The 17,824-nt window shown below is 70.8% G+C and carries 17 protein-coding genes and 1 riboswitch; of the genes, 11 read left to right on the top strand and 6 right to left on the bottom strand.

Annotated features, from left to right (window positions below; all coding sequences use genetic code 11):
• The first annotated feature begins 256 nt into the window (after window positions 1-256).
• The 7 genes from ACX80U_RS06310 (at window position 257) to ACX80U_RS06280 (ending at window position 8,683) form a co-directional block, all read left to right on the top strand.
• Window positions 257-715, top strand: coding sequence for a hypothetical protein (locus ACX80U_RS06310; protein ID WP_459267794.1), 459 nt, complete (start codon window positions 257-259; stop codon window positions 713-715).
• Window positions 715-2,403 carry a sensor histidine kinase gene (locus ACX80U_RS06305; protein WP_459267793.1) on the top strand — a complete coding sequence of 563 codons (1,689 nt, stop codon included), beginning with the start codon at window positions 715-717 and terminating at the stop codon, window positions 2,401-2,403. Before ACX80U_RS06310 ends, ACX80U_RS06305 begins: the two co-directional genes overlap by 1 nt.
• Window positions 2,400-3,059, top strand: a complete 660-nt coding sequence (locus ACX80U_RS06300; protein ID WP_133081803.1) for a response regulator transcription factor — start codon at window positions 2,400-2,402, stop codon at window positions 3,057-3,059. The genes ACX80U_RS06305 and ACX80U_RS06300 overlap by 4 nt, the downstream gene beginning before the upstream one ends.
• Window positions 3,056-4,588 (top strand): SLC13 family permease, encoded by a 1,533-nt coding sequence (locus ACX80U_RS06295; RefSeq protein ID WP_459267792.1) that lies wholly within the window; start codon window positions 3,056-3,058, stop codon window positions 4,586-4,588. Before ACX80U_RS06300 ends, ACX80U_RS06295 begins: the two co-directional genes overlap by 4 nt.
• Before the next feature lie 41 nt (window positions 4,589-4,629).
• On the top strand, window positions 4,630-5,847 hold the full coding sequence (locus ACX80U_RS06290) for a glycerate kinase family protein (RefSeq protein ID WP_459267791.1): 1,218 nt from the start codon (window positions 4,630-4,632) through the stop codon (window positions 5,845-5,847).
• Window positions 5,848-5,931: 84 nt separating this feature from the next.
• Entirely contained in the window at window positions 5,932-7,941 is a 2,010-nt protein-coding gene (locus ACX80U_RS06285) for a M3 family metallopeptidase (RefSeq protein ID WP_459267790.1), read from the top strand.
• Between the two features lie 25 nt (window positions 7,942-7,966).
• Window positions 7,967-8,683, top strand: a complete 717-nt coding sequence (locus ACX80U_RS06280) for a GNAT family N-acetyltransferase (protein ID WP_459267789.1) — start codon at window positions 7,967-7,969, stop codon at window positions 8,681-8,683.
• Between the two features lie 248 nt (window positions 8,684-8,931).
• Here ACX80U_RS06280 and pdxS read toward each other — a convergent pair whose 3' ends face one another.
• Entirely contained in the window at window positions 8,932-9,846 is a 915-nt protein-coding gene (pdxS, locus tag ACX80U_RS06275) for a pyridoxal 5'-phosphate synthase lyase subunit PdxS (RefSeq protein WP_133081798.1), read from the bottom strand.
• Window positions 9,847-10,084: 238 nt separating this feature from the next.
• Window positions 10,085-10,196, top strand: a riboswitch (SAM riboswitch).
• 39 nt (window positions 10,197-10,235) lie between these two features.
• Between pdxS and ACX80U_RS06270 the strand changes: the two genes are divergently transcribed.
• Entirely contained in the window at window positions 10,236-10,853 is a 618-nt protein-coding gene (locus ACX80U_RS06270; RefSeq protein WP_459267788.1) for an AmiS/UreI family transporter, read from the top strand.
• Window positions 10,854-10,948: 95 nt separating this feature from the next.
• Window positions 10,949-12,199: an acyl-CoA dehydrogenase family protein gene (locus ACX80U_RS06265; protein WP_459267787.1), complete on the top strand. Its 1,251-nt coding sequence runs from the start codon at window positions 10,949-10,951 to the stop codon at window positions 12,197-12,199.
• 45 nt (window positions 12,200-12,244) lie between these two features.
• On the opposite strand, the gene ACX80U_RS06260 is transcribed toward ACX80U_RS06265, so the two are convergent.
• Window positions 12,245-12,466, bottom strand: coding sequence for a hypothetical protein (locus tag ACX80U_RS06260; protein ID WP_459267786.1), 222 nt, complete (start codon window positions 12,464-12,466; stop codon window positions 12,245-12,247).
• 266 nt (window positions 12,467-12,732) lie between these two features.
• On the opposite strand from ACX80U_RS06260, the gene ACX80U_RS06255 reads away from it, so the two are divergent.
• A complete protein-coding gene (locus ACX80U_RS06255) occupies window positions 12,733-13,557 on the top strand; it encodes a sigma-70 family RNA polymerase sigma factor (protein ID WP_459267785.1) in 825 nt (274 codons plus the stop codon).
• Window positions 13,558-13,579: 22 nt separating this feature from the next.
• Here ACX80U_RS06255 and pgsA read toward each other — a convergent pair whose 3' ends face one another.
• The 4 genes from pgsA to ACX80U_RS06235 form a co-directional block, all read right to left on the bottom strand.
• Window positions 13,580-14,200 carry a phosphatidylinositol phosphate synthase gene (gene pgsA / locus ACX80U_RS06250; protein WP_133081793.1) on the bottom strand — a complete coding sequence of 207 codons (621 nt, stop codon included), beginning with the start codon at window positions 14,198-14,200 and terminating at the stop codon, window positions 13,580-13,582.
• Complete coding sequence (locus ACX80U_RS06245) at window positions 14,200-14,811, bottom strand: HIT family protein (RefSeq protein WP_459267784.1); 612 nt, start codon at window positions 14,809-14,811, stop codon at window positions 14,200-14,202. The genes pgsA and ACX80U_RS06245 overlap by 1 nt, the downstream gene beginning before the upstream one ends.
• Window positions 14,811-16,805, bottom strand: a complete 1,995-nt coding sequence (thrS, locus tag ACX80U_RS06240; RefSeq protein WP_459267883.1) for a threonine--tRNA ligase — start codon at window positions 16,803-16,805, stop codon at window positions 14,811-14,813. The genes ACX80U_RS06245 and thrS overlap by 1 nt, the downstream gene beginning before the upstream one ends.
• 166 nt (window positions 16,806-16,971) lie before the next feature.
• Window positions 16,972-17,274, bottom strand: coding sequence for a chorismate mutase (locus tag ACX80U_RS06235; RefSeq protein WP_133081791.1), 303 nt, complete (start codon window positions 17,272-17,274; stop codon window positions 16,972-16,974).
• Window positions 17,275-17,475: 201 nt separating this feature from the next.
• Between ACX80U_RS06235 and ACX80U_RS06230 the strand changes: the two genes are divergently transcribed.
• Complete coding sequence (locus ACX80U_RS06230; protein ID WP_279628599.1) at window positions 17,476-17,733, top strand: mycoredoxin; 258 nt, start codon at window positions 17,476-17,478, stop codon at window positions 17,731-17,733.
• Window positions 17,734-17,824 lie beyond the last annotated feature (91 nt).

The following is a 17,824-nucleotide window of genomic DNA, read 5'->3' as shown; positions in this document are numbered from 1 at the left end:
GGCATGTTCGGAGTATATGGGAGCGCCGGCCGGTGGGCCGCGTGGCGCGGGCGCAGGACCGGCGGCAGCGTCCGGGCGCAGGACCGGCGGCAGCGTCCGGGCGGCGAAGATGAAGAAGTCCTCATGCAGTATTCACGACGACCTCACCTGCGTGCGCCAGAGTAGGTACGGCGACGGGGATTCCGACGCCGGCGGCCCGGTACCGTCCCGATCCGCCCCCGTTCCGACCCATCCGCACGACCACAAGGAGAACCCCATGGCTCTTGGCCCCCGCATCCTCGCTGCAGCAGGGCTGCTCGCGGTGCCGGCACTCCTCGCGGTCGGGAGCCAGGAACTGAGCCGCCCCGCCGACATCCCTTCGGTGGATCCGCAGACCGTCGTCGTGGAGCTCGCTCCGACCGGGGGGAAGGACACCCGGACGACCGCGACCGATGAGCCCTCAGGGTCCGTGCCGACCCCGGAACCGCCGGCCGCACCGGCGCCCTCTGCCAGCCCGGCCCCCACGCTCCAGCCCGCGCCCGAGCCTGCCCCTGTCCCCGCACCAGCAGCCCCACCGGCGCCTGCACCCGTACCCGCCGCCCCACCGGCGCCTGCACCCGCGCCGGGCCAGGGCACCCCCGGGCTGGTGGAGCGCGAGGTGTTCGACGACGACGGGGAGGACGAAGGACCCGACGAAATCGACGACGACGCCACGAGCCAGGACGGCCAGGACTGATGGGGCTGCAACCACTTGCTCCGGGCTCGAGGCCCGCCGCGGGATCAGCGACCGCGGGGCGGACGATCCGGCCCGTGGGTGGCTCGGCCGTCTCCGCACGATGGCGCATCGTGGGCTGGATCGTGCTCACCACGGCCCTGGCCCTCCTGGCGCTGCTCGTCACCGTCCGCTCCCTGCTGATCGCCGGCGTCGATCGGGATGCCAACGACGACGTCGTCCAGGAAGCGCAGGAGTTCACCACCTTCGCGGCGGAGGCCGTGGATCCACTCACGGCGCAGCCGTACTCGTCGGTCAGCGAGCTGCTGGAACGCTATCTGTCCCGCCAGAACGCCTCCGCCGGCGAGGTGATCCTCGGAGTGACCGGGGGCGAGGTGCTGTACCTGGGGTCCGATGGACGCGGCAACAACGACGAATACCGGCTGCCCTCCGACACGGCGCTGCTGGAGGAGCTGCGGACGGACCCGGCCGCGTCCGGCGTACGCGAGACGGCGGCGGGGCCCATGCGGTGGGGGAAGGTCGAGGTACAGGCCGGTACCGAGTCCGGGACACTCGTGGTCGCCGCGTTCCCGCGCGGAGGGTACGAGCAGGTGCAGGAGACCGTGACCGTGATCTTCTTCGTCGCGCTCGGCGGTCTGCTGTTCACCGCCGGGATCGCGTGGCTGGTGGCAGGCCAGATCCTGCGGCCCGTCCGGGACGTGAGGCGCGTGGCCACCGAGATCACCGAGTCCGATCTCACCGCACGCGTGCCGGTCCAGGGCCGCGACGACGTCGCCGCGCTCGCGGTCACGTTCAACGACATGCTGGATCGCCTCGAGCAGGCGTACGTCACGCAGCGACGCTTCATCGACGACGCCAGCCACGAACTGAGGACGCCGATCACCGTGATCCGCGGGCACCTGGAACTGATCGACGACGACCCGGAGGGCCGTGCGGCCACCCTGACCCTCGTGGACGGCGAGCTGTCCCGGATGGCGAGGATCGTCTCCGACCTCCTTCTGCTGGTCAAGGCAGAGCGCCCCGACTTCGTCCAGCCCGCCCCGACCGACGTCGCCGAGCTGATGCTCGACCTCGAAGCGAAGATGCAGGCACTCGGCGACCGGCGATGGCTCCTCATGGAGGTCGCCGAAGGGACGGTCGCGCTGGACAGCCAGCGCGTCACCCAGGCGGTGCTCCAGCTGGGAGCCAATGCCGTGCAGTACACGCCCGACGGCACCGACATCAGCCTCGGTTCCGCGTTCGAAGGTGCCGGTACCGACCGGCGGCTGCGTATCTGGGTGAAGGACTCCGGCCCCGGCGTGACCGAGGACGAGGCCGCGGTGATCTTCGAACGCTTCGAGCACGGTTCGGCGAACGCGCTGCCGGCCGACAGGCTGCGGACCGGCGGAGCGCGCGGGGGTGCGGGACTGGGGCTGTCCATCGTGCGGGCCATCGCGGACGGGCACGACGGCTCCGCCTGGGTGCGCAGCGAACCGGGCCGCGGTGCCACGTTCGGGCTCCTCCTGCCGGCACCCGCGAGGCTCCGGGTCGATCCTGCGTCGGGACCGCCCCTCCAGCCGCCGGGGACCCTCCCCCCGGGCAGGGGCACGACGACCGGCCGGCAGACCACAGGGAACAAGCCGTCGACCATCTCCCAGCCCGCTCCGCCCCCGCGGGCCATCCTACGACCGACACCGCAGGAGACACCATGAGCCGCATCCTGATCGCCGAGGACGACCCCCGCGTCGCCTCCTTCATCCAGAAGGGCCTGCACGCGGCCGGCTACTCCACGGAACATGCCGCGGACGGCGAGACGGCGCTCTTCCTCGCCCGTGCCGCCGGTTTCGACCTCATCATCCTCGACATCGGACTCCCCCTGATGGACGGGTTCGAGGTCCTCGCCCAGATCAGGGGGGAGGGCGTGCCGACACCCGTGATCGTCCTGACCGCGAGGGACAGCGTCCCGGACACGGTGGCGGGGCTCGAGGGCGGTGCCGACGACTACGTCACGAAACCGTTCCACGTCGCGGAACTCCTCGCGCGTATCCGCCTGCGCCTCACGGACCGTGCACCCATGACAGCCGGCACCGTCATCGAGCATCAGGGCCTGTCGCTGGACCTCCACTCCAGGCGGGCACGCATCGGGGACGACGCCGTCGAGCTGACGTCGCGCGAATTCGCGATCCTGGAGGTCTTCCTGAGGCACCCCGACCGCGTCATCTCCCGCGAGCAGCTCCTCAACCAGGTGTGGGGCTACGGATTCGATCCGGGCTCGAACGTCGTCGACGTCTACGTCCGTGCCCTGCGCCGGAAGATCGGCGCAGAGCGGATCGAGACGATCCGCGGAGCAGGATACCGGCTGCCATGACCCTGGTCGAGCACTCCACCGCGCCGCCACGGACGGCGAAGGCGCCCGGCACCCCGCCCGTCACCGATGCCGGCGCACGGGCCGCTGCCCGACGCTCCCTCGTCATCCGGTCGGTGGCCGCCACCGTCGGACTCACGATCGCCGCCGCCGTCGTCCTCGCCGCCCGGCAACCCGACGCAGGCCTGTCCCCGCAGGGCGCGGTCACGCTCATGGTCTTCGTGCTGGCGGTGTGGCTCTGGATCTTCACCTCGATCGACGACACGTACATCGCGCTCGGCGCGGCGACCGTCCTGGTCCTCACCGGGACGATGGAGACCGGGGAGCTCTTCTCCACCCTGGGCGAGGAGACCATCTGGCTGCTCCTCGCCGCGTTCGTCATCGCCGCAGGTGTCCGCGCCTCGGGACTGGCCAACCGCGGGGCAGCGTTCATCATCACGGGCGCGACGACACCGCGGCAACTCGCACACCTGACGACCCTCGCCCTCGTCGTCACCACCTTCGCCGTCCCCTCGACGTCCGGGCGCGCCGCGCTGGCCCTGCCGGTGTTCCTGGCACTGAGGCAGGCACTCGCCGGCCGCGTCGCGCTCGTCAAAACCCTGGCGATCCTCTTCCCGTCGGTGATCCTCCTCTCCGCGGTCGGGTCCTTCCTCGGGGCCGGCGCCCACCTCATCACCAGCCAGATCCTCGAGACCGCGACGGGCAGCAGTTTCGACTTCGCCACGTGGCTCCTTCTCGGCCTGCCCCTCGCCCTGGTCGCATCCCACCTCTGCGCCGAGATCGTGCTGCGCATGTTCACCACCGCCGCCGAGCGCGGCGAACGCCTGCGGATCCATGTCGCCGCCCTCGAGGAGCACTCCGACACCCCCGTCACCGGTCCGCTGACTGTCGCCGAGTCCCGTGCCGCGCTCCTGCTGGGCGCCGTCGTCGTCCTGTGGTGCACCGAGCCGCTGCACGGGCTCCATCCCGCCCTCGTCGCGCTGATCGGCGCCCTCGTCGCGGCGTCGCCGAGCTACGGCTCGGTGGACCTCGCCAAGGGACTGAAATCGGTGCCGTGGTCCCTGCTGCTCTTCATGGCCGCGACGCTGGCTCTCGGCAACGCCCTCGTCTCCACCGGAGCGGCCGACTGGCTGGCGAGCGGCGTGCTGGGGCCCATCCGTTCGCTGGGAGCGGCAGCGGCCCCCCTCTTCGTGGTCCTCGTGGTGCTCCTCTCCACCGTCGCCCACCTCGTCATCCAGAGCAGGTCGGCGCGGTCGGCCGTCCTGATCCCCGTCGTGATCGCCCTCTCACCGGCCGTCGGGGTGGAACCCATGGCAGCGGCATTCGCCTCGACGGCGGCTGCGGGTTTCTGCCACACCCTCACGAGTTCCGCGAAGCCCGTGGCGATGTTCGCCGCGGTGGACGGCGTCGAGACCTACACGCCGAAGGACCTCCTCCGGCTGTCATCGCTCCTGGCGCCCGTCAACGTGGCCCTGGTGCTGCTCTTCAGCTTCCTGGTCTGGCCGCTCCTCGGCCTGCCGCTCTTCCCCTGACGACCCGTTCCATCGCCCGTCCTACCCGAAGGAGAACCACCATGGCAGTCCCCCAGCGCATCCTCATCGCACCCAGCGGCTTCAAGGAGTCCCTCGACGCGGAGACGGTGGCCCGGTCCATCGCCGCGGGCGTCCGGCGGGTCCTCCCGGGGGTGCAGGTCACTGCCGTGCCGATCGCGGACGGCGGCGAAGGGACGGCCGCGACCCTCGCGGCCGCGACGGACGGCGTCCTCGTGCCGGTGAACGTCACAGGACCGGTCGGCGCGCCGGTCGAATCGCACTATGCGAGGCTCGGCGGAAGCGCCACCGGCACGGCCGTCGTCGAGATGGCCGCCGCCGCCGGGCTCCGCCTCGTGCCGCGAAAACTCCGCGACCCCGGAGCCACGACCACCTACGGCGTGGGTGAGCTGATCCGCGCGGCGCTCGACGAGGGCATCCGCACCATCGTGGTGGGGTGTGGGGACTCCGGGACGAGCGACGGAGGCGCCGGGGCGCTCCAGGCGCTCGGTGCGCGCGTCCTCGACGGGAAGGGGCGGGACCTCCCCTTCGGCGGCTCCGCCCTGATCGACGCGGAGCGGCTCGACCTCTCCGGCCTGCATCCAGCCGTCCACGAGGCGACGATCGTCCTGGCGTGCAACCAGCACAACGTGCTGTGCGGCAAGACCGGCGTCGCCCGCGTGTTCGGACCGCAGAAGGGAGCCTCGCCCCGGCAGGTCGAGGAACTCGCCAAGGCCATGCGCCAGTGGGCGAGGGTCCTCGAACGTGACGGGCTCGCCGCCGGGACGGACTACCGGACCGGGCCGGGGACGGGGGCGTCCGGCGGCCTCGGTGCCGGGCTCGCCGCCGTCGGCGCCCGGCTGGTGCCACGCTTCGAGGCCCTGATCGACAGCGGTCTCGCCGGACTCGACCTCGACGCGCTCATGCGCGGGGCGGACCTCGTCATCACGGCCGAGGGCGCCATCGACTTCCAGACACCGAACGGAAAGGTACCCGCCGTCGTCGCGCGCAGGGCCCAGCTCGCCGGCGTACCCGTCCTGGCACTGGCGGGCTCCCTCGGGAAGGGCGCCCCGGACGTGCACGATATCGGCATCGACGCGATCGCCTCCATCATGACCATCCCGATGAACCTGGCGGACGCCGTCGCGAACGGCGAGCAACTGCTCATCGAGGCCACCGAGCGGACCATGCGGTTGCTCCTGCTCGGCGCCGCCGTGTCATCGTCCATCGACGCCCGGTACCGCGAGCTCCGGCCCATCTGACGCAGTACGGCGGCACGCGGACGGAGTGCGGACGAGCCCGCAGGTAGTGCACGGATGAGCGACGACGTGCAAAAGTTAGTTCCCATGAGCAACCCTTTCCTCGCGCCAAGCACCCTCGACTACCAGCTGCCGCCGTTCGCCGCCATCCGGGACGAGCACTACCTGCCGGCCTTCGACGCGGGTTTCGCCGAACACCTCGCCGAGATCGACGCCATCACGGACACCGCCGAACCACCCACGTTCGACAACACCGTGCTGCGGCTCGAACAGGCGGGCGGCACCCTGGACCGCGTCTCGCGCGTGTTCTTCAGCAACTCCGTCAGCCATGCGACGGACGCGATCCAGGGCCTCGAGCAGCAGGTCGCCCCCCGCCTCGCGGAGCACGAGGACAACATCAAGCTCAATCGCGCACTGTTCGAACGCCTCCGTCAGGTGCCGCTCGACGGCCTGGACGGCGAGTCCACGCGCCTCGTCCAGGAGTACGTCCGCAGCTTCGTGCGGGCGGGAGCCGAACTCGACGACGACGCGCAGGCGACGCTCCGCCGGCTCAACTCCGAACTCTCGGCCCTCAGCACCGAGTTCTCGCAGAAACTGCTGAAGGACACCAACGACTCCGCCCTGCTGCTCGACTCCGCCGACGACCTCGACGGACTGTCCGCGGACGCGATCTCCGCTGCGGCCACGGCGGCGACCGACGCGGGCCACGACGGCAGGTACCTCCTGACACTGATCCTCCCGACGGCGCAGCCGGCACTCGAGTCACTCACCGACAGGGAGGTCCGCCGTCGCCTGCACGAGGCCGCCGTCGACCGCGGCGCACGCGGCAACGACGCCGACACCCTCGCGATCGCCACCCGCATGGCGACCCTGCGCGCCGAGCGCGCAGCCCTGCTCGGCTTCGACACGCACGCCGCGGCAGCGACCGACAACCAGACCGCCCCGTCGCTGGACGCGATCATGGACCGGATGCGCGAACTCGCGGCCCCCGCCGTGCGCAATGCCCGGGCCGAGGCCGCAGAGCTGGAGGCCGAGGCAGGCCATCCGATCGAACCGTGGGACTGGGCCTACTACGCCTCGAAGGTCCGGAAGGCGAAGTTCGACGTCGACCTGGACGCCCTCCGCCCCTACTTCGAACTCGAGCGCGTCCTGCAGGACGGAGTGTTCTACGCCGCGACCCGGTTGTACGGTCTCACGTTCACCGAGCGCCCCGACCTTCTCGGGTACCACCCCGATGTGCGGGTGTGGGAGGTCTTCAACGAGGACGGCTCGGGCCTCGGCCTGTTCCTCGGCGACTTCTACACCCGCGACACCAAGAGCGGCGGTGCCTGGATGAACTCCTTCGTGGACCAGTCGCGGCTCCAGGGCACACGCGCCGTCGTCATCAACAACCTGAACATCTCGAGTCCCGCGGCGGGCGAGCCCACCCTGCTGTCCTACGACCAGGTGGTCACCATGTTCCACGAGTTCGGCCACGCACTGCACGGCCTGTTCTCCGACGTCACCTACCCACTGTTCTCCGGCACGTCGGTGCCGCGCGACTTCGTGGAGTACCCGTCGCAGGTCAACGAGATGTGGATCCTCTGGCCGGAGATCGTCGCGAACTACGCCCGTCACCACGAGAGGGGCGAACCGCTCCCCCAGGACGTCATCGACCGCATCCACGCCGCCGGCGCCTGGGGCGAGGGATTCGAGACGACCGCCTACCTCGGTGCCACCCTGCTGGACCTGGCCTGGCACTCGATCCCGCCGGGCACGGTCGTCGAGGACCCGCTGGCCTTCGAAGCCTCGGCCCTCGCCGATGCCGGCGTCGACTTCGCGCCCGTTCCGCCGCGGTACCGCACCTCCTACTTCAAGCACATCTTCGCCGGCGGGTACGCGGCGTCCTACTACGCCTACATCTGGAGCGAGATGCTCGACGCCGACACCGTGGAGTGGTTCAAGTCCTCGGGCGGCCTGACGCGCGCCAACGGGGACCACTTCCGGCGGGAGCTGCTGTCGCGGGGCAACAGCATCGATCCGCTGGAGGCGTTCCGCGTCTTCCGGGGCCGGGACGCCGACCTCGAGCCGCTGCTCGTCCGCCGCGGGCTCGCATGACCGGCCCTGCCGGCGGTCCAGCCGCATGGTGACCATCGCCCAGTGCCAGCGGCTGCAGGCCGCCTGGTCCGCGGCGCTGGCCACGGCGACGGGCGGGAGGACCTTCTCGACGCACGGCTCCACGTGGGTGTGGCTGCCCGCGCGACGCGAACTGGGGATGATGTTCCCGGAGTCCGTGAGCGCGCACGCCGTGCGGCCCGCCCTGGCCGAGGGGGTGCGGCTCGGCGCCTCCTCGGTCCGGGTCTGGCTCAACGGCGCGGTGGACCCCGTCGAGCTCGCCGGTCTGGGATTCGGTCCGAGCTGGCAGCCCTGGTGGATGGCGGCACCCGCGGCCGCCGTGGTCGTGCCCGGGGACGACCACGCCGTCCTCGCCACCGACGTACCCGACTACTCGGGTCCGCTGGAACAGGAGCTGCGGGTGGTCCGCTCCCAGCCGCGGCAGGCGTGGCATGCCGTGACACGGAGTGGGGAAGGCGGCAGCATCTCCGGAGCCGCGTACTCGTTCTACCCGTCCGGCGTCACGGGCCTGCGACGCCTCGGCGGTGTCCGCAACCTCGAGGTGCTCCCGGACCACCAGCGGCGCGGGCTCGCCACGGCCCTGCTGAGCGCCACGGCGCGGGCCGCACTGCAGGCCGGTGCGGTGGACCTCGCCGTCAACGCCACACCGCAGGGCTACGAGTTCTTCTCGAAGCGGGGCTTCACACTGCTCGGCCGCGGCAGGACCTACGCGCTGCACCTCTGACCGGCTGCGGCCCGACGGTGGACGCATGACAGCCGAGCCGCGTCCCCCCGCCGACGGTGATGTCGGAGGTGCGTGGGCCCGGTCCCGGCGGGACCGCGCCCGGGCGTTCGGGGCGACGGCCGAGGACATCCTCGGGGACCTCCTCGGGGACCGCGAGGCCCCGCGAGGCACTGACGCCGTCGCCGCGGGAAACGGCAGAGGACCGGGGGCTGCCGGCCGCGTTCCTCTGCACTGCCCGTGCTGTGCTGCTACCAGCCGCGCTCGGCGAGGCGGTGCGGCTGCGGGATCTCGTCGACGTTGATGCCGACCATGGCCTCGCCCAGACCGCGCGAGACCTTGGCGATCATGTCCGGATCGTCGTGGAACGTGGTCGCCTGGACGATCGCGTTGGCGCGTTCGGCCGGGTTGCCCGACTTGAAGATGCCGGAGCCGACGAAGACGCCGTCCGCGCCGAGCTGCATCATCATGGCCGCGTCCGCCGGGGTCGCGATGCCGCCGGCGGTGAACAGGACCACGGGGAGTCGACCGGCGGAGGCGACCTCCTTCACCAGCTCGTAGGGCGCCTGGAGTTCCTTCGCGGCGACGTACAGCTCGTCCTCGGCCATGGAGGAGAGGCGGTTCAGCTCCGCGCGGATGGTGCGCATGTGCATCGTAGCGTTCGAGACGTCGCCGGTGCCGGCCTCGCCCTTCGAGCGGATCATCGCAGCGCCCTCGGTGATGCGCCGCAGTGCCTCACCGAGGTTGGTCGCACCGCAGACGAAGGGGACGGTGAACTTCCACTTGTCGATGTGGTTCGCGTAGTCGGCGGGCGTGAGGACCTCGGACTCGTCGATGTAGTCGACCCCGAGGGACTGCAGGACCTGCGCCTCCACGAAGTGGCCGATCCGGGCCTTGGCCATGACCGGGATGGAGACGGCCTCGATGATGCTGTCGATCATGTCGGGATCGCTCATGCGGGACACGCCGCCCTGGGCGCGGATGTCCGCGGGAACCCGTTCGAGCGCCATGACCGCTACCGCACCGGCGTCTTCGGCGATGCGGGCCTGCTCTGCTGTGACGACATCCATGATGACGCCGCCCTTGAGCATTTCGGCCATCCCGCGCTTGACCCGGTTGCCGCCGGTCTGTGCTGTGGTTGCCGAATTGTCTTCAACGGTGGACACGACTTGCCCCTAAAGGTAGATAAAAGCTGACCCTTCATGATACGCCGCCGCAGGACGCCCTTCCGGTCGCGGCCGCCGCCCCGGTCCCGGCCGTTCCCGCGGGCTCCGGACCCCGGCGCGGGACCGCGCACGGCAGCGATCCGGCAGCGATGCGGCAGCGTCACACGGCGTCACGCGGCGGAATGCCGCGTCGTCCTGCTGGAAAGCGGACGATATGCCGCCTACGCTCGGAGCCACAGATCAAGAGTTCCGACGCGAAGCCCTGGCTCGTCGGACGGCAACCCCCTCCGTGGCGGGGTGCCCCAGGTGAAGATCCGGCCCCGTGCATCAGCGCGGGGCAAGCACGGCGCGGACCTCCAGCGGTTCCGCGTCCCGTCGATGGGACATCCATGTCGTACATCTGCCTGCTGCTCTCGGGAGCAGCCCTTCTGATCAACGGACTCGGCCTCCTCGGCCGGGTCCCGCCACGGGACGCGGGATTCCTCAATCTCGCGGTCGGTGTGCTCCAGCTCGTCCTCGCAACGGTCGTCGCAGCGACCGGGGCGCCGGATCCTGCCGCGTTCAGCACGGCGAGCGGGATCTTCCTCTTCGGGCTCACCTACCTGTACGTGGGTCTCGGCTCCGTCGCGGGCCTGGGCTCCGCCGGCGTCGGCTGGTTCTGCGGGCTCGTCGCCGTGCTCGCCGTCGTCTTCGCGGCCACGTCGCTGGACACCGACCCGCTCGGCTCGGTGCTCTGGCTCGCGTGGGCGGTGCTGTGGGGTCTGTTCTTCCTGATCCTCGCCCTCGACGCCGTCCGCCTCGCCCGGGTCACCGGCTGGAGCGCGATCCTGGTCGGAACCGCCAGCACCGTGATCCCCGCCGTCCTCGGCCTCAACGGGGCTTGGCCGGCCGGCGGAGCCTCCGCCGTCGCCGCCGCGGCCGTCATCGGCGCACTGTTCGTCGGCGCCGGCGTCGCCGGTTCCCGTACGGCGAGGGCGGCCGCCCCCCGGGTCGCCGTCCACGCCTGATCTCCTCGCCCCGCTCCCGTCCTGCCACCTCTCCCCCCAGCCCCACTCCCAGCCCCACTCCCAGCCCCACTCCCAGCCCGATCGGAAGGCCCACCATGACCACCCTGACGCACACCCATCCCACCGCGGACGCCGACTACGAACTCCTCGCGGCCCGCTTCCGGCCCCTCTTCGCACGCATCGCGGACGGCGCATCGCGCCGCGAACAGGAGCACGAGCTCCCCCGGAAGGAGATCCGCGCCCTGATCGACGCCGGATTCGGGGCGCTGCGGGTACCGGTCGCCGCCGGCGGGTTCGGCGCCTCGCTCCCGCAGCTGTTCCGCCTCCTCACCGAACTGGCCGCCGCCGATTCGAACATCCCCCAGGCGCTGCGCGCCCACTTCGCGTTCGTCGAGGACCGCCTCGTGTCCGCCGGTCCCCAGCGCGACGTATGGCTCCAGCGCTTCGTGGACGGCGAGATCGTGGGCAACTCCTGGACGGAGGTCGGCACCGTCACCATCGGTGACGTGATCACCAAGGTGAGCCCGGACCCGGGCAGCACCCACGGCGACTTCCGCATCAGCGGCACGAAGTACTACTCGACCGGCAGCATCTTCGCGGACTGGATCGACACGTTCGCCCAGCGGACGGACAACGGTGTCAAGGTCATCGCGGTGGTCAGCACGCACCAGGAGGGCGTCACGCACGGGGACGACTGGGACGGCTTCGGCCAGCAGACCACCGGCTCGGGTACGTCCACCTTCGACCGCGCCCGCGTCGAGGCCGGGAACGTCATCGACTTCGACACCCGGTTCAAGTACCAGACGGCCTTCTACCAGGCGGTGCTGCTGGCCGTCCTCGCGGGCAGCATCACCGCGGCCGAGCGGGACGTCGCGCGAGAGGTACGGAACCGCACGAGGATCTTCAGCCACGGGAATGCGCCGTCGTTCGCTGCCGATCCACAGATCCTCCAGGTCATCGGCGAGGTCTCCGCCGCCGCCTACGCCGCGGATGCCACCGTGGAGCGGGCCGCCCGGGCCCTGCAGCACGCCTACGAGGGCGCGTTCCTGGCCGACGAGGTCGAGGACGAGCGCCGGAACGACGTCGCCGAACTCGAGACGGCCAAGGCGCAGGTGGTCCTGTCGGCGCTCGCCACCCGCGCCACGTCCGACGTCTTCAATGCGCTGGCTGCGTCCGGCGTCAGCACGTCGAAGAACTTCGACCGGCACTGGCGGAACGCGCGCACTGCGGCCAACCACAACCCCTGGGTGTTCAAGGCGAGGATCGTCGGCGACCACTCCGTCAACGGGACCGTGCCTCCCCGCGTGTGGTCCATCGGTGCGGCGCCGGGTGCGGGCAAGCCCTGAGCGACCTGGAGGACGGGACCGCCCGCGGTCCCGTCCTGCCCGGCCTCAGCCGCGCCACGCACCGGCCGCCTGCCGCGCCGGGCAGACCTCGCGCCGCTCCAGTTCGTCCAGCACGGCATCGAGTGCCCCGGCGGGCCACGGCGACGACGGCGTCCTCACCGCCCGGTGCAGCGGCGCAGAGGGAGCCGTCCTGCGCTGCAGCAGGAGGAGGTCCGTCTCGGAGACGATGTGCAGATCGGTCGGGAGGAACCCTGTCCCGGGTGTCATGGCGTGTCCTGTTCTGGTGGATGGGTCGTCCTCCCTTAGACGCACGACCGGGGGCCGGATCATCGGTTTCGGCGCAAGGAACGGCGAAGGATGCGGGCCCGCCTCCACCGCCTGCCGTCGAAGCTCAGCCTTTGGGCAGGATTGGCCCAGCGGATCAGTCGTGACGAGAGCCCGCTGATAGCTTTCAGAAGACACCTGCCGTCCTCGGCCGCTCTTTCGGGAGCGATCCGGGGCCGCACGGCCACTGAGCAGCTGGGGAGCTTGCTATGAATTCTCGCGAACGCGAAAAACTGATCGTCGACAACCTGCCGCTGGTCGGGTACCTCGTCTCGACCCTGTGCGCCCGCGCCACGCATCTCTCGCGGGATGACCTCGCGTCGGTCGGGGCCATCGCCCTGATCACATCTGCGGACTCCTTCGACCCGACCCTGGGCGTGCCCTTCGGCGCCTACGCCCGGCGCCGTATCACGGGGGCCTTCGCCGACGAGATGCGGTCCAACGACTGGGCTCCGCGGTCCGCGCGACGGCGGATCGGCGACACGATCGCTGCACAGGACACGCTGGCCGCCTCCCTCGGGCGCACGCCCACGACGGACGAGCTCGCCATGACGCTCGGCGTCAGCCGGCACGAGGTCCAGGCTGCGCTCGGCGACGCCGCGCGATCCGTCCAGGCGCTCGACGAGACCGTCCTCGACATCGTCCCCTGCCTCGACCAGCTCCCCGAGGCATCGCTGCTGGCCGACGAGCAGGTCCGGCACATCCGCGCCGCAGTGGCCCATCTCCCCGCACGCATGCGCCACATCATCCAGGAGGTCTTCTTCGAGGGACGATCGGTGACCGAGGTGGCAGCGGAGCTCGGGACCACCCACTCGGCCGTCTCCCAGCAGAAGTCCGAGGCGCTCCGGCTGCTGCAGGACGGCCTGGCGACCCACTACTCCGACACAGCGGGCTCCGCGCCCGCTCCGATCTCGCGCGTCTCGCCCAAGCGCAGGGCGGAATACCTGTCCGCGCTCGGTTCGGCGCTGACGCCCCTGCGCGGCCACGCGGCGACGTACGCCCCGGCTCGCCCGGCGTTCGCCTCGGCGTCCTGACCGTCCCGTACCGGCGGCGAGGTCAGGACGCGGGCCTGGCCTCCAGCGACTGGCGATGGACGGCCCGCACCCTCTGGTAGACGGTGACGAGGCTTGCCGCGGCCAGGACGACGAGGACGGCCAGCAGGAAACCCTCGGGCAGGCCCAGTCCCGTCAGCCCGGTGACCACCAGGACGGAGACGAGTCGCTCCGCACGCTCCGCGAGCCCCACGTTCGCCGTGAAGCCGAGCGACTCGGCCTTGGCGCGGGCGTACGAGACGATCATGCCCAGCACGAGGCAGGCGAGTGCGGCGACCGCGATCGCGGCGTTCCCGCCACCCGTGAAGAACCAGATCGCGACACCCGCGAACAGCGCGCCGTCGGCGACGCGGTCGAGCGTCGAGTCGAGGAAGCTCCCCCACCGGCCTCCACGGCCCTGCATCCGGGCCATGATCCCGTCGATCACGTCGGAGAACACGAACAGCGTGATGAAGACCGTTCCCCAGAACAGCTGGCCGAGCGGGTAGAGCACCAGCGCGCCGCCGGCGACACCGACCGTCCCCGCGATCGTGACGGCGTCGGGCGTCACGCCCCACCTCAGCAGCAGGCGTGCCAGCGGCGTGAAGAGGGCCGTGAAGAATCCCCGCGCGTATCGGTTGAGCATCAGGCGTCCGATCCCGCCGGCCCGGCCGCGGACGGCCAGGCAGCCGCCACCTGCGCATGCACGTCGCCGAGGGTCTGCGTGATCGCCTTCGTCTGCGCGATGATCGGCAGGAAGTTCCCGTCACCGCCCCAGCGCGGCACGACGTGCTGGTGGAGGTGGGCGGCGATACCGGCGCCCCCGGTGACGCCCTGGTTCATGCCGAGATTGAACCCCGACGGGTTGGACACCTTGCGCAGCACACGCATGGCCGTCTGCGTGAGGGCGGCGATCTCCGCGGTCTCCGCCTCGTCGATGTCCGTGTAGTCGGGCACGTGCCGGTAGGGGCAGACCAGGAGGTGGCCGGCGTTGTAGGGGAACAGGTTGAGCAGCACGAAGGCATGGGTCCCGCGGTGCACGATGAGGGATTCCTCGTCGCTCCGGTGCGGCGCCCGGCAGAACGGACAGGTCTGTTCCGACGTGACCTGGTCCTGCCCTCCCTTGATGTAGGCGAGCCGGTGCGGTGTCCACAGCCGCTGGAAGGCGTCCGGCGCGCCCGCCAGCCCGAAGTCGTCCGTCACCGCCGCATCCCCCGGAGGGGTCGCGGGCATCCCCCGGCTGTCCGCGTCCTCCATCAGACGGTGGCTTCCCTGCTGCGGACCGCCTCCACGATCCGGCGGACGGCCTCGTCCACGGGCACCTGGTTGTCCTGGCTGCCGTCCCGGAAGCGGAAGGAGACGGCGCCGGCCTCCTGGTCCTCACCGCCGGCGATGAGGACGAACGGCACCTTCTCCTTGCTCGCGGTCCGGATCTTCTTAGGGAACCGGTCCGATCCCGCGTCGACCTGCGCGCGGATGCCCTCGGCCTTCAGCTTGTCGACGACGTCGAACAGGTAGTCGTTGAACGCCTCGGCGACCGGGACGGCGAGCACCTGCACGGGGGCGAGCCAGGCGGGGAACGCGCCGGCGTAGTGCTCGGTGAGCACCCCCATGAAACGCTCGATCGAACCGAACAGGGCCCGGTGGATCATGACCGGACGCTGGCGGGACCCGTCGGCCGCCTGGTACTCGAGCTCGAAGCGCTCGGGCAGGTTGAAGTCGAGCTGGATCGTCGACATCTGCCAGGTGCGGCCGATCGCGTCGCGTGCCTGCACGGAGATCTTCGGGCCGTAGAACGCGGCTCCCCCGGGGTCGGGCACGAGCTCCAGGCCGGAGGCCTCCGCGACCTCGGCGAGGGTGCGCGTCGCCTCGTCCCAGATCTCGTCGGAGCCGACCGACTTCTCCGGGTTGCGCGTGGACAGCTCGAGGTAGAAGTCCTCGAGGCCGTAGTCCTTGAGGAGGCCCAGGACGAAGTTCAGCGTCCCGGTGAGCTCGTCCTTCATCTGCTCGCGCGTGCAGTAGATGTGGGCGTCGTCCTGGGTCATGCCCCGGACCCGCGTCAGGCCGTGGATGACGCCGGACTTCTCGTACCGGTACACCGAGCCGAATTCGAAGAGCCGCAGCGGCAGCTCACGGTAGGACCGCCCGCGCGAGCGGAAGATCAGGTTGTGCATCGGGCAGTTCATCGGCTTCAGGTAGTAGTCCTGGCCGGGCTTGCGCACGGTGCCGTCCTCGTTGAGCTCCTCGTCCACGTGCATCGCCGGGAACATGCCGTCCCGGTACCAGTCGAGGTGGCCGGAGACCTCGTAGAGGTGGCCCTTCGTGATGTGCGGCGTGTAGACGAACTCGTACCCGGCGTCGGTGTGCCGCTGGCGGGAGTAGTCCTCCATCGCCTTGCGGATGATGCCGCCCTTGGGGTGGAACACCGGCAGCCCCGAGCCCAGTTCGTCCGGGAAGGAGAAGAGGTCGAGCTCGGTGCCGAGCCGGCGGTGGTCGCGACGCTCCGCTTCCGCGAGGCGCTCCTGGTAGGCCTTCAGGGCGTCCTTCGTCGGCCACGCCGTGCCGTAGATCCGCTGCAGCTGCTTGTTCTTCTCGCTGCCGCGCCAGTAGGCGGCCGCCGAGCGGGTCAGGGCGTACGCGTTGGAGATGAGCTTGGTGTTCGGCAGGTGCGGGCCGCGGCAGAGGTCCTTCCAGACGACGTCCCCGGATTTGCGGTCCACGTTGTCGTAGACGGACAGCTCGCCGACGCCCACCTCGACGGACGCGCCGTCCTCGTCCGTGGCCCCGCCCTTGAGCCCGATCAGCTCGAGCTTGTACGGCTCGTCCTTCATCGCCACGCGGGCCTCGTCCTCGGACACGACCCGCCGCACGAAGCGCTGGTTGGCGTTGACGATCTTGAGCATCATCTTCTCGAGCTGCTTGAGCTCGTCGGGCGTGAACGGCTCCTCGACGTCGAAGTCGAAGTAGAAACCGTCGGTGATGTACGGGCCGATACCGAGCTTGGCTCCCGGACGCAACTGCTGGACGGCCTGCGCCATGACGTGCGCGGCGGAGTGCCGCAGCACCTCCAGCCCCGCAGGATCCTCGAGGGTCACGCCCTCCACCGAGGCACCCTCGGCCAGTTCCTGGTCGAGGTCCTTCAGCTCGCCGTCCACGCGCATCACGACGACGTCCCGCCGCTCGCTGAACAGCTCCGTCCCGGTGGTGCCCGTGGTCGCCTGCTGCTCTTCGCCGTCGACGATGAGTTTCATGGACTGGGGCGCTGACACGGGGAGTCTCCTCGATGCTGGGGAAATGGGCCGCCCGGAAGGGCGTGACGGGATCCGGCCGGGACCGGGACCGCCTCGTCGATCGTATCGGGTGGGCGGAGGGGCGACCAACAAGCTCGCCGCAGGACGTCGCCGTCCCACGCAGGGGCTAGGGCTCCCGCCGCACCCGCAGCTCGAACTCGATGAACGCGGAGATCATCGCACGGTAGGTCTCCTCGACGACGGCGGGATCGACGCCCTGCCTGGACGCGTAGCCCCGCACGTTGGTGATCACCTGCTCCACGCGGGCCGGCGCCCGCACCGACGCGTCGTCGTGCTTGAGCGCTCCTGCCCTCCGGACGAGCCGCTCCCTCCGGGAGATGAGGGACACGATCTGCTCGTCCACCTCGTTGATGGCCACCCGGACCGCCGCCAACTGCTTCGCGTTCTGCTCTTCGTCTGCTTCAGCCATGGCGGAAGCCTACCGGGGCATCCGGCACCCGACGGGGTCGGACCGGGGGCGGACCGGGTCGGGCTGGCGCGGGAGGACGTCGGTTCGGTGCTGTGCGAGGAATGACGCGGCACCGTCCCGTGTTGATGCAGGTGCGGGTGGACGAGCCGCCCGCGACCGACAGATGCGCGCGGCGACCCGGGCGCAGATATGAGGAGCACCGTGGACTACACGCCAGAAGCCGGATCCATCACCATGTTCTCCACCTCGTGGTGCGGATACTGCCGGCGCCTGAAGTCTCAGCTCGACGCCCAGGGCATCGGCTACAACGAGGTCAACATCGAGGAGGTCGAGGGCACCGCCGAGCTCGTTGCCTCCCTCAACGGGGGCAACCAGACCGTGCCCACCGTCATCTTCCCGGACGGCACGACCGCCACCAATCCCTCCGCCGCCGAGGTGCGCGCCAGGATCGCCGTCTAGCCCGGACGCGATCCGCGCACCGCGGCCGTCCCCCCATATGCTGGGAGCGGTGGGCCCGTCCTCCGGTCCACCGCTCCCAGCGGAAGGACAG

It is taken from the genome of Arthrobacter sp. TmT3-37 (genome assembly GCF_054510835.1).
Note: the sequence above shows the minus strand (reverse complement) of the source record. Positions and strands in the feature narration are given on the sequence as shown.

Excerpts from the sequence above, each read along its gene's own strand:
- ACX80U_RS06260 (WP_459267786.1), bottom strand. The coding sequence starts at position 12,466 with ATGACACCCGGGACAGGGTTCCTCCCGACCGATCTGCACATCGTCTCC.
- ACX80U_RS06280 (WP_459267789.1), top strand. The coding sequence starts at position 7,967 with ATGGTGACCATCGCCCAGTGCCAGCGGCTGCAGGCCGCCTGGTCCGCG.
- pgsA (WP_133081793.1), bottom strand. The coding sequence starts at position 14,200 with ATGCTCAACCGATACGCGCGGGGATTCTTCACGGCCCTCTTCACGCCG.
- thrS (WP_459267883.1), bottom strand. The coding sequence starts at position 16,805 with ATGAAACTCATCGTCGACGGCGAAGAGCAGCAGGCGACCACGGGCACC.
- ACX80U_RS06300 (WP_133081803.1), top strand. The coding sequence starts at position 2,400 with ATGAGCCGCATCCTGATCGCCGAGGACGACCCCCGCGTCGCCTCCTTC.
- ACX80U_RS06305 (WP_459267793.1), top strand. The coding sequence starts at position 715 with ATGGGGCTGCAACCACTTGCTCCGGGCTCGAGGCCCGCCGCGGGATCA.
- ACX80U_RS06265 (WP_459267787.1), top strand. The coding sequence starts at position 10,949 with ATGACCACCCTGACGCACACCCATCCCACCGCGGACGCCGACTACGAA.
- ACX80U_RS06285 (WP_459267790.1), top strand. The coding sequence starts at position 5,932 with ATGAGCAACCCTTTCCTCGCGCCAAGCACCCTCGACTACCAGCTGCCG.
- ACX80U_RS06270 (WP_459267788.1), top strand. The coding sequence starts at position 10,236 with ATGTCGTACATCTGCCTGCTGCTCTCGGGAGCAGCCCTTCTGATCAAC.
- ACX80U_RS06245 (WP_459267784.1), bottom strand. The coding sequence starts at position 14,811 with ATGGAGGACGCGGACAGCCGGGGGATGCCCGCGACCCCTCCGGGGGAT.
- ACX80U_RS06310 (WP_459267794.1), top strand. The coding sequence starts at position 257 with ATGGCTCTTGGCCCCCGCATCCTCGCTGCAGCAGGGCTGCTCGCGGTG.
- ACX80U_RS06255 (WP_459267785.1), top strand. The coding sequence starts at position 12,733 with ATGAATTCTCGCGAACGCGAAAAACTGATCGTCGACAACCTGCCGCTG.
- ACX80U_RS06290 (WP_459267791.1), top strand. The coding sequence starts at position 4,630 with ATGGCAGTCCCCCAGCGCATCCTCATCGCACCCAGCGGCTTCAAGGAG.
- ACX80U_RS06295 (WP_459267792.1), top strand. The coding sequence starts at position 3,056 with ATGACCCTGGTCGAGCACTCCACCGCGCCGCCACGGACGGCGAAGGCG.
- ACX80U_RS06235 (WP_133081791.1), bottom strand. The coding sequence starts at position 17,274 with ATGGCTGAAGCAGACGAAGAGCAGAACGCGAAGCAGTTGGCGGCGGTC.